The sequence below is a fragment of the Flavobacterium sedimenticola genome (assembly GCF_030053345.1).
GTDB classification, from domain to species: Bacteria; Bacteroidota; Bacteroidia; order Flavobacteriales; family Flavobacteriaceae; genus Flavobacterium; species Flavobacterium sedimenticola.
On record NZ_JASGBP010000007.1, the window covers coordinates 1 to 16,718 of the forward strand.

Annotated in this window: 11 protein-coding genes; 3 read left to right on the top strand and 8 right to left on the bottom strand. The window is 33.1% G+C overall.

Translation table 11 applies throughout. The features are described 5' to 3' along the window. The 8 genes from QHT84_RS10670 to QHT84_RS10705 form a co-directional block, all read right to left on the bottom strand. Positions 1–2,172, bottom strand: a 2,172-nt coding sequence (locus QHT84_RS10670; protein WP_283239553.1) for a choice-of-anchor Q domain-containing protein, incomplete at its 3' end; no start/stop codon positions are given. Between the two features lie 280 nt (positions 2,173–2,452). Continuing rightward, positions 2,453–4,750: a T9SS type A sorting domain-containing protein gene (locus tag QHT84_RS10675; RefSeq protein WP_283239554.1), complete on the bottom strand. Its 2,298-nt coding sequence runs from the start codon at positions 4,748–4,750 to the stop codon at positions 2,453–2,455. A 269-nt stretch (positions 4,751–5,019) separates the two neighbouring features. Then, positions 5,020–6,054: a T9SS type A sorting domain-containing protein gene (locus QHT84_RS10680; protein WP_283239555.1), complete on the bottom strand. Its 1,035-nt coding sequence runs from the start codon at positions 6,052–6,054 to the stop codon at positions 5,020–5,022. Positions 6,055–6,397: 343 nt separating this feature from the next. Continuing rightward, positions 6,398–8,029 carry a T9SS type A sorting domain-containing protein gene (locus tag QHT84_RS10685; protein WP_283239556.1) on the bottom strand — a complete coding sequence of 544 codons (1,632 nt, stop codon included), beginning with the start codon at positions 8,027–8,029 and terminating at the stop codon, positions 6,398–6,400. 85 nt (positions 8,030–8,114) lie between these two features. Next, positions 8,115–8,708 (bottom strand): TIR domain-containing protein, encoded by a 594-nt coding sequence (locus QHT84_RS10690; protein ID WP_407649242.1) that lies wholly within the window; start codon positions 8,706–8,708, stop codon positions 8,115–8,117. A 23-nt stretch (positions 8,709–8,731) separates the two neighbouring features. Continuing rightward, positions 8,732–9,139 (bottom strand): DoxX family protein, encoded by a 408-nt coding sequence (locus QHT84_RS10695; RefSeq protein WP_283239558.1) that lies wholly within the window; start codon positions 9,137–9,139, stop codon positions 8,732–8,734. Further along, complete coding sequence (locus QHT84_RS10700) at positions 9,111–10,028, bottom strand: alpha/beta fold hydrolase (RefSeq protein WP_283239559.1); 918 nt, start codon at positions 10,026–10,028, stop codon at positions 9,111–9,113. The genes QHT84_RS10695 and QHT84_RS10700 overlap by 29 nt, the downstream gene beginning before the upstream one ends. 431 nt (positions 10,029–10,459) lie before the next feature. Next, positions 10,460–11,476 carry a T9SS type A sorting domain-containing protein gene (locus tag QHT84_RS10705; protein WP_283239560.1) on the bottom strand — a complete coding sequence of 339 codons (1,017 nt, stop codon included), beginning with the start codon at positions 11,474–11,476 and terminating at the stop codon, positions 10,460–10,462. A 504-nt stretch (positions 11,477–11,980) separates the two neighbouring features. Here QHT84_RS10705 and QHT84_RS10710 point away from each other — a divergent pair. From QHT84_RS10710 to QHT84_RS10720, 3 genes are all read left to right on the top strand, one after another. Further along, on the top strand, positions 11,981–13,972 hold the full coding sequence (locus QHT84_RS10710) for a tetratricopeptide repeat-containing sensor histidine kinase (RefSeq protein ID WP_283239561.1): 1,992 nt from the start codon (positions 11,981–11,983) through the stop codon (positions 13,970–13,972). Between the two features lie 111 nt (positions 13,973–14,083). Beyond that, complete coding sequence (locus tag QHT84_RS10715) at positions 14,084–16,081, top strand: tetratricopeptide repeat-containing sensor histidine kinase (protein ID WP_283239562.1); 1,998 nt, start codon at positions 14,084–14,086, stop codon at positions 16,079–16,081. A 4-nt stretch (positions 16,082–16,085) separates the two neighbouring features. Then, the gene (locus QHT84_RS10720; protein WP_283239563.1) at positions 16,086–16,718 is read left to right on the top strand and encodes a response regulator transcription factor; all 633 of its coding nucleotides are present in this window, start codon (positions 16,086–16,088) and stop codon (positions 16,716–16,718) included.

The following is a 16,718-nucleotide window of genomic DNA, read 5'->3' on the forward strand; positions in this document are numbered from 1 at the left end:
CCAAGTACCGGTTACACCGTTATTGGAAGTAGTTGGTAAGGCGTTTAAAGTAGCACCAGCGCAAATTGGATTTACCGCAGTAAAAGTTGGCGTTACATTTGGATTAACCGTAATGGTTAATGTTGTTGTAGCAGCACACTGACCGGCAGTAGGCGTAAAGGTATAGGTTGTTGTATCGGTATTGTTGATTGCCGGCGTCCAAGTACCGGTTACACCGTTATTGGAAGTAGTTGGTAAGGCGTTTAAAGTAGCACCAGCGCAAATTGGATTTACCGCAGTAAAAGTTGGCGTTACATTTGGATTAACCGTAATGGTTAACGTTGTTGTAGTAGCACATTGCCCGGCATTAGGCGTAAAGGTATATGTAGTGGTGTCGGTATTGTTTAGTGTTGGCGCCCAAGTACCGGTGATGCCGTTATTGGAAGTAGTTGGTAAGGCGTTTAATGTAGCCCCTGCACAAATAGGATTCACCGCTGTAAAAGTTGGCGTTACATTTGGATTTACGGTAATGGTTGCAGTGCCATTCATGGTTGATGAGCATCCTCCAGAGGTTCTAGTTGCAACCACTGAATAATTGCCAACCAACGTTTGATTGCCAAAATTTAGCGTACTTCCGGTTCCGGGAACAGGCGTTCCGACATTATTACTATTATTTTTAAGTTGGTAAGTGACACCTATTTCAGAATTAGAGAGTATAATAGGAGCTCCACTACCACCTGTGCAATATGCTCCTCCACCGCTAACATTGTAAACAGTTGGTAAGGCACAGGGGTTTTGGAATTCATAGGCGCCCAAATCCGGTTGACTGTCTCTGGTGTTTCCGGTTATATCAGTTGTTGGGATACCACTACCAAAGATGCCATAGTTTCTTGCCGGACTTGTACTTTGTAGCATTAGTCCATCATCTACCGTTCCCCAGAGATTGTCACTCCCATTTCCGTCGGAACTATTATTGAAAAGCGGATTTGATGTAATACAATTGGTAACAGAGGTATTGGTTATTGCTAATGGAGAGCCAAGAGCATCTCTAATTATACAGTTTGCGAATGTTGGCTGATTTGAAGTATTGGTCTCTTGACTGTAAATTTCATTACGACCGGGAATATTACTTGATGTAGGTGGATTATTCCAAAAAATAGAATTTCTGAATGTGGCTTTAGAAAAGCCTTGGTAAGATGTTCCTGCATATGATGAGGTATTATTTGTTATGGTACAGTTTGTAATTGTAGTTAGGTTATTGCTACCACCACCAAAAAAGAAAGCAGCACCATTATCGGAGGAATTATTATAAAATACTGAATTTTCAATTATTGATGTACTTGTCAAATATAAAGCTCCCCCTTGAGATCCATTTGGAAAACCTGATGAGGCTGAGTTGTTTGAAAATACACATTTTGTGATTGTGCAGTTTCCTCCTATTATTGCCATACCCGCACCAAAAGTGCTAAAACTTGCCCCGCCAATAAGAAATGAGTTGCTGTCTACGGTGCAATTTGTGAAAGTGGAAGTACAACTAAAATTATTCACTCCGGCTCCTACAGCATCATTATTGGTATCCGTGCAATCGGCACTATTAAAAGAAATAATACAGTTATTGAAAATAGTTCCGGAATTAGTGTTGTAAACACCACCACCATGATAGCGCTCAATGACACGAGTACCCACTGTAATTGTTGAATTACCCGGCGCGGTAGCGTAACCCTTTGTGATGGTTACACCATCTACTAAAGTGTTGTTGTTGAGGTTCACGCTTAAGACCACATGATACGCATTGTCAGTCAGAACATTGGGTGTTCCAAGATCACCACTGAGTATGGTAACATTAGTGTTCCAATTTCTTTGGCTTAGCAATGTTTCATTGCCAGCAAAGCCACCATACAATTTTACCCCATTTTTAAGAAGGAACGTCTTATCACGGTTGTTACCCGGTGCCGAGTTTCCAAAAGGGTCTTGTGTGGGTAGGTAACTTCCTGCTTTAATCCATATTTGATCTCCCGATACTGCAGTGTTTATGGCGGCTTGCAAGTCTCTTTTGGCCGTATTCCAAGAAGTGCCCGAACCGGAATTATCGGGCTTTGAGGCATCTACAAAGTAGGTTGTTTGTGCCACTGTCATCTCTGTCAATAGCAATAAGAAAATAATTAAATACGTATGGGAGTAATTGATTTTCATGATACAGTATATAGATTATGCTTCAAAGCTAATCTAATAGAGTCGTTAAAAACATACCTGATTATAGGTATTTTTTGAAAGAAGAATCACAATAAAACAGTTGAAAAATTGATTGTTAGAATACTATTTTGTTGTGTTCTTTTGATGGGTTTTACAAATATATTAATCCCTTAAGCTGATACTACTATTTCAAGTAAGTAGATTCAGCTGAGACGGTTTTATTTTAACAGATGAAAGACGCAATCATCGGTTAATTTTTATTCGATGAAGAAACATACTATTATTCTTTTATGAATTTAGCATGGGCATACTTCCCATTTTGAAAAAATACTTTTATGATGTAAATGCCCTTTGTCCAATTAGAAACATCAATGAAATTGTTTGAAATTTCATTTTTCTGTAGTTTTTTACCTAATACATCATATAATTCAATATGATTAATATTTTGCTTTGAATTAATGGTTAGTTGATTTTTTGTTGGGTTAGGAAAGAGTTCTATTGTATTTGATTCTACAAAATTCGGATTATCAAGATTTTCTATGCTAATATCGTATTTTAGAATTCCTAAATCTGTTGTAGCTACGAAGATCTCGATTTCTTGGTTTATAAAATTATAATCGGCACTCAGAATATAGGAGTTAAAGAATATTGAAGGATTGATAGTTTCCCATGTTCCTCCCATGTTTGTTGTGTAAAATAGCGAAAAAACACTGTAATCTGTAGTGAATGATGTTGCTACCAAAACACCATCATTTAGGTTAGAGTGCATAACATTTTGAGCAATTGCACCGGATATAAGTTCCCAATTGTTTCCATTATCATAACTGGTAAAGATTCCTTGAGAAGTCGTTATGGTAATTTGATTGGCATTTAAAGGGTTGTCTACAATTTTAAAGATAAAATCATTTTGGCTCAAATAACTTTCAAGACCATTACTACTATTTTGCCAAGTTGTACCATTGTCGATGGTTCTGAATATTCTTGAACCCAAAGCTATTAATTTTATATTGTAATTACTTGGATTGGTGTATATAGCACTGACAACATCAAAGGCAGGTAATGCTATTGTTTCAGTAGTGATATTGTCGGGATTTGAAAAGTCAATTTCATACACAATGCTACCCTCGTTACCATCCAAATCTCCTTCTAAAAAAGAAGTCCAAATTTTATGAGGTGTGGCTGATTGTGATGTTACAGTAATTAAGTATTGATGATTAAAAGGTACATTCATGTTGTTGGCACCATGATTGTTACTGATTGATAAACTGTTTCCAAAAAAACTACTGCTGAAGTTGTAAACTCGTCCTATAAAGTTGGGGTCATTTACCATTTGAGAGTTTTGACTTGTAACAAAATTAAGAGGGAGTATGTTATAGGGGTATAATTGTTGGGTCTCTAAATCGTGGTGAACATAACCGAATTGGACACCGTAGTAAAGGTGTTTTTTAATGTAATCTTGTTTGGTTAAACTAACTGTATTACCAACAAAAAAAGGGTTCTCAACTTTCGCAAAAGTTGTTCCTCCATTAACCGATCGAAGCGGGTGATAATTGCCGCTAATTAAAATTTCATTGGAATTGTTGGGATTGAAAGTAACAGTGAGGCCATAGTAGTATCCGCTAGGGTCTTCCGGAAATACGTTATTAGTATGCGTTTGAAAGTTGTCATTGGTAATAATTACCTGGTTTTCTTCACATACCACAATTGCATTAACATTGGATGGGTTAAAAGCAATGTGTACAATATTATTGGTCACATAATCCTCCCAGTTGATTGCAATGGACTCCCAGGTTAATCCACCATCATTGGATCGGTATACGTTTTCCGAATCAGCAGAAGCATCGGTGCCTATTAGCAGGTCGTTTGGATTTTGTGGGTTAATAGCTATCGGATCGACGGTAATACCGACTAATTTTTCAGTCCATGTTTGACCGGCATTATCAGATACAAGTAGTCCGCCATAGTTTTCTTCCGGACCTATACCGCGAGCAATGTAAACTCTTTGGGGATTATTGGTGCTGATGGCAACACTATTGACAGATATGGAATTGTTATCGACACTCGAGTAAATGGTGTTCCAGCTTACACCTCCATTTGTGGTATAATATACCCTGTAGAAGCTGGAAAAACCAATTGAGTATCCCTGAGAAACAATAGCAATATCATGATTTTGAGGATATATGGCATAGTCTGTTATCCAGGTACGATTGGCATCTTGTGGGATCGGAGGTATAAAGGTTTTAAGAATTTGATTGGTTTGTAAACTTAAGATTTGGAGGTTGTTAAAGTAAGCATTATCCAGACTAAAACTCATAGTATTGGCATCTAGGATTTTCAAATTTTTAATGCTTTGATTGTTAGGGGTATGGGAATAATAGACCTCCCAAGTTAAACCGTTGTCAACAGAGGATACAATGTGATTGCCTAATGTGACTGCAAATACTTTGTTTGGTATTGTAGGATGATAGGTAAGATCAAAAATTCGCCCGTACTCTTTCGAGCCTTCAAAACTAACTTGCGCCATTAAACCAATGCTTAACAGAAGCAATGAAATTGTTAAAGCTGTAATTTTTTTCATAGTATTTTTTTGTAAAAATTGATTTTTAAGAATGTGGAGTTAGGACATAATATATGGTGTTAAGATGCCTATAATCAGGCGTTTGTAAAGTATCAAGAGAAGCGTTGATCTTGTTTCGGCGTATGAAATAAATTTTTAAAAGTTTAAACCGAATCCCATTGGGGGCGATTTTTGATTTTTTATGATTAAATTTATTAGACTTCGACTGTATTTATGCTTTAGATCAATTTTAATTACGAATAAAGATGTACGGTTTCAATTTTTCTATGTTATTTCACAAGTATTTTTTGTGTAAAACGTTGATTGTTTTCGGAAGTCAGTTCGACCACGTAAACTCCTGTATTTCTTAGGGGAGTTACAGCAATGTCATTTACAGTATCTTGTAGCGAAATAAATTTTGATACCATTTTTCTTCCTTGAAGGTCATAAATCGTAAGTGTTACATTTTCTACAATACCATCCGACTTTATATTTAGTATTCCGTTAGTAAGCTGATTGCCCACCACGGTAAATGTATTTTTATTAAAATCATTATTCGATAAGCTAAATGCTAGCGATTCCCATGTTGTTGACACGCTAACTAAGCTTACTTTACCGGTAGGCATTCCTGAAGGCCCTGCGTTTTGTCTGAAGGACATTCTATCAATGTTTCCGGATTGATCATTACCTGCAAAATTTGTAGCCGAAACAATGTTTCCCGATTCACCAGCAGCAAAGTTGGCATTGGCATATAAGCTTATAGTATCATCATTTGTACCTGATGCTTGGGTGTACTTGAAAATTAATAAATAATCCGTGCCATAGTTGTATGATTCATTGGTATACACTGTAGGGTTTGAGGTGTCCCCTTTTCTTATTCCTATACTGTAGGTTGAACCGCTTGTGGGTTGCACTAACACTCTGAAGGTAGTATTGAAATTATTACCACTCAAAACTCTAAAAAAGTCTATTGGTGATGATTGCGCATTGGTAATATTGATTACCATTCCTATGTATAAATTCCCATTTGAGGTAAAAGAGGTAAACGCTCTGCCACAACCATCAGTATTGGGTGTTAAACTAAATGCTTTTGTTGACGAACCATAGGCAGTAGCACTTATGTTCTGGTCCACCACTTTGGCATTCTGGCACAATGCTCCGACACAATTTCCCAAACCACCAGGTAATGAAGAATTATTTGTCCAAACGCCTTGTCCGCTTAATTGAATATTTGAAGTGTAATTTGAAAAGTCATCATGAAAGATATTTTGTGCACTACAACTTAACGTAATCAATGCAATAATAGGAAGTAAGGTTTTTTTCATTGTATTTATTTAGATAATTATTTTTGTTTAAGTTGTAGTTGGTTTCTACAATTAGCAGATTAAAGCTACATTGTGTAATTGGGTATTTTGTTAAAGGTGGTTTGTTTATGGTCTGGATTGATATCAATAATTTTGCATTACAGCGCTGTAATTTTCTAAACTCTTATGGTTTTAAACAGGCAAAGCTATCAATGTAAATTGATAGCTGAAATACCTGATTTAATGTATTTTTAATAATTTAGTCTGTTGTAAACCACTACTATTTACGATGAATAACTTTTCTGAATAATTGGTACTCCAGATAGCATTGATAGTATCATTAAAAAATCTCAAGGCTTAAATTTTAGTTTTTGATCAGCTTTGAAAAATATACATTATTGTCTTCGGTCTCGATTTTTACAATATAAAGACCCATTTGTAGATTCGAAATGTCATAAGTGTTATTGATGGCAATAGGATATGTTTTAATTAGTTTGCCCATAGTATCATAAACTGTAACTTTATATGTTATATCAAGGCCATCAATTGTAATTGAATGCTTAGACGGATTTGGATAAATGTTGATTTCAATCGTATTATTTTCAGGAGTACTTAGTGTATTAGCACAGAAGATACTGTTGAAATTTGGATTGATGTCATAGGACTGCATTTCTACATCTGTTATGATTTCAAATGTTTCAAAAACACCATCTTCTGGGAATATAGCTACGCCTATGTTTTCCAAAAAGCTAAACGAGGGAAATTGTTTTTCCACTTCTCCACACCCAATATCATCTAAGGTTCCTTTATGTACATAGTTTACTTTTTTGGTAAAATCAAAATCAATGTATTTTCCGGCAAAGTAATAATTGTTTTCCACTAATTTTATTTCATTCCCAACGATATTATCTCTATATGTATCGAAACCATGTTTTATTGTTTTTATGCTGTTAGCGGTTCCATCATTAAGATTGATGTCTACTATTGAGGTATAATTGTGCCAATATTCATAATCATCCTCTTGAGGCTCAAATACTCCGGGAGGACTTATGGCGTAAAACGATTTCACAACACCTAAGAGGCCATTACCGTTGTTAAATGACTCAATATCGGCAAATTCCAAAAGGCTATCCATGCTGTTGTACTGTGGTGTATTATTTACAAGAGGTAGATAAGACCTGGCCCAAATAGGTTGTCCGTCCTCAGCAAAAGCCATATAGGAGCCGGGGCCTCCTAAAATGAGTTTATTATTTGCCCCCTCAGCAATAGTTTTTCCATAGGGTAATTGTGAAAACTCACTTTCTAGAGAATAATACAAATATCCTTTGTCTAAATTTAAGTCTTCATCTAACAATATCAGAGGGATATAATAATTTGGGCCAATAAAAGTGTTCCCAGTTAAAGCTAATTTATTGGTTGAAGTAATAAACAGATCCAATATAGTTGCATTCAAAGAAACACTTTTTATTAATTCTCCCTCTGTACTAAACTTTAATATTCTACTATTGGTTAAACAATAAATAAAATGATTGTGATATACCAATTTTGAAGAAGCCATATCGGGAAAAACATCTTTAATTTTTTTTGTGAAGATTACATTTCCAGATTCATCCAGCTTCATGAGCAAGTAACCGGAAGTTTCCCCTTCACCCAGATAATAGCTTAAGCAATAGATGGAATTATCTACATTGGTTACAGAAGAAATAAAGATGTTCACTAGTGAGTCGGAGTTTTGGGGAGCGTATGCTTTATACCAAATTAAATCTCCGTCAAGTTTTAATCTTGACAATGTTCCATAAAAGCCGGGCAGTGAAAATAAACTGGCGGCTTTGTAAACCCCAGCAGTAAAAATATTGTTGTTTGCGATGTTAAGACTGTATAGCTCTTGCTGATCGGCAATTTCACTTACATTGATTACGCCATAGCCTTTTTGGAAATTTTGAGCATTTCCGATACAATAAACCATCAAGGTTAAAAATAAAATTTTTGTTTTCATAGTTATTTATTTAGTTAAACTAAATATTTAGACAACTATATGTATCTATCACCCTACTAAATTTTTAAAAAAAAATATTTATGAGTTAAGAGGTTTTAATACCGAAGATTTCATAAGCTTTTTCAGAGTAGACTCCCATGGAATTGCCTTTTGGTTTATTTTGTTTAGAGAATTGTGCTACAGCATCTTTAAAAGGTTCTTTTCTGAAGGGAATGTGGATACAAGATGCTTTATTTGATAGTATACGGCATTTTAATGATAAAGGCCAATACTCGTAAAAGTGCATTGGATCGAGAATGTAATCGGTATCTAAATAAGCTACTATAATGGGTAAGTTATGCCGGTCAACAGCGTAATGAATTTCATGATTACACCATGAATCCTCAGTATCCGCTATTGGACTTTTTAAGATTATGACAAGTTGTTCACTGTTTTTAATCTTTTCTTGAATCTCTGAGAGAAGTTTTTCATGGAAACCGGGATTTTTTTGTGCCAGTTCTTTTTCTTCATGTGTTATAGTAGTCACATCGTATTCTTTTTTATGTATCCATGATTTAATCATTGAATAATATTTAAAAAACAACGGGTCGGGGTAGTCGATAGTACTGCCTACAAAACTAACATAGGTTCCATTTTTGTATTCGTACTTTTTTTTCCTTCTGAGTAAAGAATTTGACATTATTGCTATTGGATTTGGAGTAATTATTGTTCAATAGTTTCCTTATTCCATTTTGTATGGATTATGCAAAGCGTAAAACAAAGAATCAATAAAATACTGTACTCAATACCACCGTTGGAATGACCAACAACAAACCATCCGTTTTGGATGTGTGCCATTAAAATCCCCGACAGTAAAATAAAAATAAATATAAATCCGATGCATTTTAATTGGTATCCCAAAGCAAAGAAGAAGCCACCGGCAACATCAAATAGAGTTATTGACCATGCAAAAAAAAGTCCGAATGGAATTCCCTTGCTGTCTAGAAATAAACCGAAGTCAATGATTGAATCGTAATATAATCTTGCTAATCCATGCATTACCATATCAAGGCCAAGAAAAACCCTAATTGCAGTTATGGTATTATTGGTATTGAAGTATTGCTTTTTCATTGATGTTATTTTGTACGCTTAAAAATTGTAAAATATTTTCAATTAAGGATTCCTTGTTCTCAAGATGAGGGTAGTGTCCGACATATTTGTCCAATAAAAACACCTTTGGATTTTTGATGTAAAACAGATATTCATCAGCCATTTTTCTGCCCGAATAGCGATCAAAGGGACCACATATGTAACAAAGAGGAATGGTATTATTATTCATAGCTTTAATCCACTCGTCGTTATTTTTTCTTTTGTGATACGATAATTTATCGAGTTTATGTATGATTGATAAACCATCCCTAAATTTCAGTGTTTCCCACTGTTCTTCAAGAAACCTATCACTAGGTTTTGTAAAAGGGCCATAACGCAATTTTTGTAGTGATAATATTTTTCTTTTGTTTGTAAAAAAAGAAACGAATCTATTAATAAAATGCGGTGCATAATATCCTAGTTTTAGAATGCCGGGAGAATTGTGTGGCTGATAAAACAAGGGTCCGTTTGTAAAAATAACGGAATCAATTTTAAACACATTTTTTCGCTGGTTGTTAAGTGATAGAAGTTCTTGACCGATGTTAACACCAAAGTCGTGGCAGAGTAAATGCGTTTTTTTAATATTTAACTCTGCAAGAACAGAATTTATTATTAGACTAAATTCTTCTATGCAGTAGTCAAACTTCTTTGGTTTGTCAGAAAATCCAAAACCGGGTAAATCTAAAATAGTAACTTTATAGTATTTAGACAGTTCATCGATAAAGTCTTTCCATTGATAGCTGCTAAACGGATAACCGTGAATAATTAAAACATCATCGCCCTCTCCATCTTGATGAAAAAAGATTTTGTTTTCATCACAGTGAATGAATTTCCCTTTATCGTACCATTTCTTTACATCGTTACTAAACATATGATTTGTAATGAAAAAAATTAAAATAGCGGCTCGGTTAAACATTAACCTAACCTTAAAAAAAATCTAATGACCGAGACCGCTATTTTCTGAAAAAAATTAATTTAAGCCTCCACAGATTATTAATTTGCTTTTCGAACTACTTAACCACAACAAAACTAATTTTATAGTGTTTAACATAAAATACCTGCTTTCATGTAAATAATTATACTTGAAAGCAGGTAAGCATAAAAAAAAATGTTTTTACGTTTAAAGTCAGATAATCTGTTTATCAAATATCAACCACAACCAAAGTTTTATCTGGATGGGATAAACTTGCTAATCATATGGCTATCCAAAACAATTCACTCCGGGATGGACTTCATTGTTCTTATTTGCCAATATTTTAATTTTGGTTTTGCGGGAATTGAAAAAATGTAAGCTTTTACATTTTAATCTTTGATGAATTTAGTCGATAGGTTTTTACCATTTTCATTATTCAATCTTAGTAAATACATGCCTTTGGGAAGGTTTGAAACATCAATAGCATCATTTGAAACCCGATTAACTGCCATTGTCTTTCCCATCAAATCGTAAATAGTAACTTCCTTTATTGTATCCTCTAGTTTTATGGTCAGAATGTTTTGAGCGGGGTTAGGAGAAATGGTAATGTATTCGTTCAAATTAGATTTTTCATTAGAGAGTGTAGTTTGAGAAAACTTTAAGATTTTAGAAAGGACAGTACCTCCCGAACCCTCGTACATATACGGGAAATAAATTTCGTTGTTGTAAAGTTTTATTTTTCCAATATAATTATTTTGGTCTGCCTGATAAAATAGTTCGGCCATTGGATTAGTTAAATTTAGATTTATTCTGTAAATCTTTTGCGCATTATCACCTACAAAAAGATAGTTTTGAAATTTGACAATAGACTTTGGCTGTGGAATTGCCACAATTTGTTGTGGTTCCGGAGGAAACGGATCGTTCAGATTTAGTCTTATAATCCTATCCGGATATACCTCTGGGACTATTGAAGTTTCTACGGTATAAATAAAATTATCTTCTACCACAAAGTCATGGGGTGCACCTGTATATGAAACTAATGGTATTGGATTATCCTGTAAATTATTCAAGCCAATCTTTTTAATATTCATGACGGTTTGAGAATAATATAATTCATTGTCATATACCTTTAAGGCCCAAGGATAGTCATTTTCTTCGGAAAATGATATCGGTAATAATTCTAAAGTTGGTGTTTGAAGCGATAAATTGATTCTAGAGATTTTAGCCGGTATGGTTTCTGCTACATATAAAGTATTATCATATATGGTTATGCCATGGGGAGTATAAACATTTTCGATAAAAACTTGGGGTTGATTAGGAGTATTTAAATTTACAAAACTGATATTATGTGTTCCGCTAATTTTAGTTGCGTATAATATGTTGTTGTTAATATCTAAATCATACAAATGACCATTAAATCCGTTTGCGACTTCAATAGTAGGGTTTTGAGCAAAAATATTATTCTAATAAAAAAACATAATAGAGAACACAATGATATTTTTCATTTTTTTTAAATTTTGATGTGAATAAATTTATCCTTTTAATAACAATCATTACTTCAAAAAATCGAATTATATTTTGATAGTATTGCTATTTAATCATAAAAATATTGCAGTAAGTGTTTATTTAAAATACCTTAAATCAAGTATCCTGTATTACCTTAATTCAGGTATTAATAGGTTAAATCTTTTCAATTTTTGATACTTGCAAATTGATATTATTTTGCGTGATAGCCTCAAAAATTTCAACATCAATGAGATTCATTTTTTAAATACAATTAATGGTGACAACTACTTGGTTATAGTTGTAGAATTTTTTGATTCGGTTTATAATGGTTTACTTTTGTAATAACTTTACCTTATAATTGAAATTACATCAGTTACCAGGTAGTTTCTATTTGATTTAACTTCATGAAAAAAATATTAACAATTACAATTGTATTCTTCGTTCAGTTTGCTATAGGGCAACGATTTAATACTTTATATGATGACGATAAGTTTATCGACAGCCTATTGGTTTTGATTAAGACTGCTAAGTCGGATAGTATAAAAGCATCCAATAGTTTTAAATTGGCAGAACTTTACAGAAGAAATAAGGACATTAAAAAATTCTATTATTTTTTAAGGATTGGAAATCAAAACGCTAAAAAATATCCATTTCTGAAAGATTGTTCAAATTACCATAGTTCTTTTCTTTATTTGATTCAACGAGATGTTGATACTTTTTTAGAGAAGATTACCAAGGCCAATGAAGATTTAGTTAAATATGATAATACGGAGAGTTATGTTTTGAGAGCCAGCATTGCTATTAATCTATCGATTATTAATCAAATCAGGCAAAATGATAAAGAGGCGATAAGAATTTTGGTAAAAGAAGGCATACCCTTAGCCAGAAAAGGTAAAGACTATGAGCAACTGGCTGTAATGTATGAAAATCTCGGGATTATTTTTATGAATAATTCTGATCGAGAGAGGGCTGCGAATTATTTTAAACAATCTATTTTATTTTTAGATAAGGCTAGTAAATCTTCTTACTCGTTAGAAGAAAGTAAAGTGGAGTGCTATATTATGGCGGCTGAAAATTATATTCACTTAAATGAATTCTCCAGAGCCGGAAAGTTATTAGATGATGCCTATAAGATTTTGATAAATCATCCTAGAAACAATTTATTTCCAATTTACTATTATCCCAAAGGGCTGTATTATTTCAAAATCAGAGCCTATGACAGTGCGCTGATTAATTATGAAAAAGGTATAAAGCAAAGCATTCTTCATAGAGATACTTTGTCTTTGAATAGACTGGTTTTTAGTAAAGTAAGAGTCTTTAATGCTTCAGGTAAATATAGTCAAGCTAAAGACGTAATGTTAGCATTGTTAAAAGATGGAGACCTTTTTACAGAGGACAAGAAAAAACTTTTTAAAGAACTCGGTTGGACATATGAAAAGTTAGAGGATTTTGAAAAAGCCAATTATTACAATAAAAAATACATTTTACTTGCCGATAGTTTGAATCAATCTAATACGAGGATTAAAATCTCTGAGCTTGAAGCAAAATTTAATAAATCTGAGAATGAGAACAGAATACGACAATTAAACGCACAGAATGAAAAATCGTTGTTAATGGCTCAAAACAGTCGCTTGAAGTATGTGGTTTTTATTTCCATTTCAATTATCCTTCTTGTCCTATTAATTTTTATTTCATTACACTTTAGGAATAAGCATAAACTCGCTCAAGAAAGAGATTTGATGAATAGGCAAAAAATACATGCCCTAGAGAGACAAAAAGAGATTGATGTAATGAGGGCAATGATTGATGGTGAAGAATTGGAACGGAAAAGAATGGCTAGAGAATTGCATGATGGTATAGGGAGTAAATTGTCGGCATTAAAAATAGCATTAGATCGATTAGGGTATTTAGAAACTGATCAACAGAAACTTTTAAATATTAATACATTATTGAGTTCCTCTATTACTGAGGTCAGACAAATATCCTATAACCTGGTTCCTGAATCATTATTGCGACTAGGCTTAGATAATGCGTTAGGGGATTTATGTCATTTGTTATATTCTGATGATGTTAGAATTGAATACCAAAGCTTTGGAATTGAACAGGATATGGCTGCTTCTAAGCAATTGAATATTTACAGAATTGTACAAGAATTAGTTAATAATGCCTTAAAACATTCAAATTGTTCCGAAATTTTAGTTTCCTGTAGCCAAACTAATTCTCTTTTTTTTATTTCGGTTGAGGATAATGGTATCGGTTTTTCTTGGGATGAATTGGTTGAAGGTAAAGGATTAGGACTTAAAAATCTTGAAAGTAGAGTCAAATTATTGAACGGTACTATGAATGTGGATAGCGGAAAAAATGGGACCACCTTTAATATTGAACTGCTAATTTAGTGACTGATTTTCTTTAAAATCCGATTTTATGTACCTGATTTCAGGTATATTGAATGTGATTTTATTTAGGTTATACGCTCAATTATTACATTTGATTTATTTTGTAATTGTATGAGAGTACTAATCTCTTTTTTTTTATTCATCGTTATTTCTTTCGAGGGGTATTCTCAGATCATCAACTCTCTGCACGACGATCAATCCTACATTGACAGTTTGACCTTAAAAATTAAATATTCCAAGAATGATAGTTTGAATTGTATTTTGCATCTTCAAATTGCAAACTGTTTCAGAAGAAATAAAAATTACGAAAAGTATTCAACCCACCTTAATGAGGCTCTTGAATTAGTTAAATCCAGTGAATTTTTACGTGATTATGCTTCATTCTTTAAAATATCAGAGATACATATAAAAGGGGATTACATTGCTTATGACAGAGCATTGATTAATTGTAATCAGAAATTAAAGAAGTACAATCATAAAGAGATTTATAAACTCCGTACTAATATTATTTTAAATCGCTGCATTATGCAGCAGTTGTTTGACAAAGAAAATGAGTCGATGCGATTGTTGACAAAGGAGGCAGTTCCGTTAGCATTGAAAAGTGGAGATTATGAATTGTTAGGGTTGAGTTATAAGATGTTGGGGATTATTTTTTACAATTATCCTGATTTTGAAAAAGCTGAAAATTATTTAAAAAAATCAATATATTATTTTTCCAGATGCAAGCCGAACCATTCTCCCACGTTAAAAGAAAACACTATTGAAACCGGAATAGTCTACAGTGAAATATTGTTGGAAAAGGAAAAATTAAAATTAGCAAAAGAGCAACTCGATAAAGTTTATAGTTTGTTAAAAATGTATCCTGACTCCAATTTATTTCCTAATTATTATTATGCCATTGGATTTTATTATCAAAAAAAAGGGAATCACAACAAGGCGATTGAACAGTTTGAAAAAGGAATAGAAAATTGTAAGCGACATCATGATGTTTATACTGAGAGGAATATTTTATATTTATTGCAATCTTCTCTAACAAGTCTCAAGAAGTATGATAAGGCAGAAGCTATATTGAATAAGCTGTTAAATAACAAAGATGAATTTGCTCTAAATAGAAAAAATTATCTGTACAGTTTGGGTAATCTTTATGAAGAAACCAATGAATTTAAAAAAGCAACTTTCTACAAAAATGAGTTTATAAAATTTACAGATAGTTTGTATCGATCCGACAAGAAAAAAGAAATGTCAGAGAATGAGGCAAAGTTCAGAAATTTTGAGAGAGAGCTTGAGATAAAACGCTTGGAACAGCAAAAGACTCAAGCAAACCTCAGTGCACAAAGAGCTAGGTTACAATTTTTGACTTTTGCTTTAACTTCATTAACCTTGTTGATTATTTTAATTAGTATATGGTTTAATTATAAAAATCAGAAAAAGTTAGCTCTTGAAAAAGAGTTGATTAATGCAGAGCGATTGGAAGCGTTAAAAAGTTTGAAAGAAGTAGAGGTTATGCAAGCATTAATTGATGGCGAAGAATTTGAGAGAAAGCGAATAGCCAGAGAACTCCACGATGGTATAGGCAGTAAACTATCTGCGTTAAAGATTAAATTATCCTCTATTTTAAATGAAAATAAAGGATTGAATCAATTAAAAGATGTTGATACTTTGTTATCTTCCTCCATAACAGAGTTACGAAACGTATCTTATAATTTGGTGCCTGAAGTATTATTAAAGTTAGGTTTAGAGAACGCTTTGAATGATTTATGTCACCTATTGCAAAGTGATAAAGTTAAAATCGAACTTCAATTTTTCGGAAATGAGACATCGATACCCATATCAAGTCAAATTAACATATATCGAATCATTCAAGAATTATTAAACAATGCCATTAAGCATGCTCAATGTACAGAGATATTAATTTCTTGTAGTCAAAATGATAAATTATTTTTTATTTCTGTTGAAGACAACGGCATTGGTATGGAGGTAAGACCGGTGAACTCCTACACCAGTTTAGGATTGAGGAATGTGAAAAACAGAGTCGAGAGCATGGATGGGAGTTTGAGTTTGGAGAGTAGCAGTTTAGGAACCTTTTATGATATTGAATTAAAGATTTGAATTTATGAAGAAAAAACACAAAATAGCGATATTGGATGACCATCCATTAATTGTGGAAGGGTTGAAAATATTATTGTCTAATTCGGATGAGTTAGTTATAGTGGGAGGGTTTAATTCGAGTGACGAATTGTTTTCCTTTGATGGGTTGGATACAATCGATATTTTGTTATTGGATGTATTTTTTAAAGATGATAACGGAATAGATATTTGTTTGAAAGTAAAAAAGAAATATCCCTGGATTATAATATTAGGAATGAGTAGCCAGTCTGAACGCAGTATTATTTTGCAGATGCTTAAAAATGGCGCTAGTGGTTATTTACTCAAAAGTGCCGGAGTTAATGAATTTGTTTATTGTATAAATAACGCTTTGAAAGGTAGTATAGTATTCAGTAAAGAAGTTGAAAGTTTGATGAATAAAACCACATTTTCTGATTTGAAGACCATTCCCAGGCTAACCAAGAGGGAAAAGGAAATTTTGAAGCTTTTGATTGAAGGTAAATCAACACAAGAGATTTCCGATATTTTATTTTTGAGCTTTTTGACTACTCAAACACATCGTAGAAATCTCTTAAATAAATTCCAGGTTAAAAACGTCGCTGAATTGGTCAACTTTGCTCTTAAAAACGGTTTAATCTAG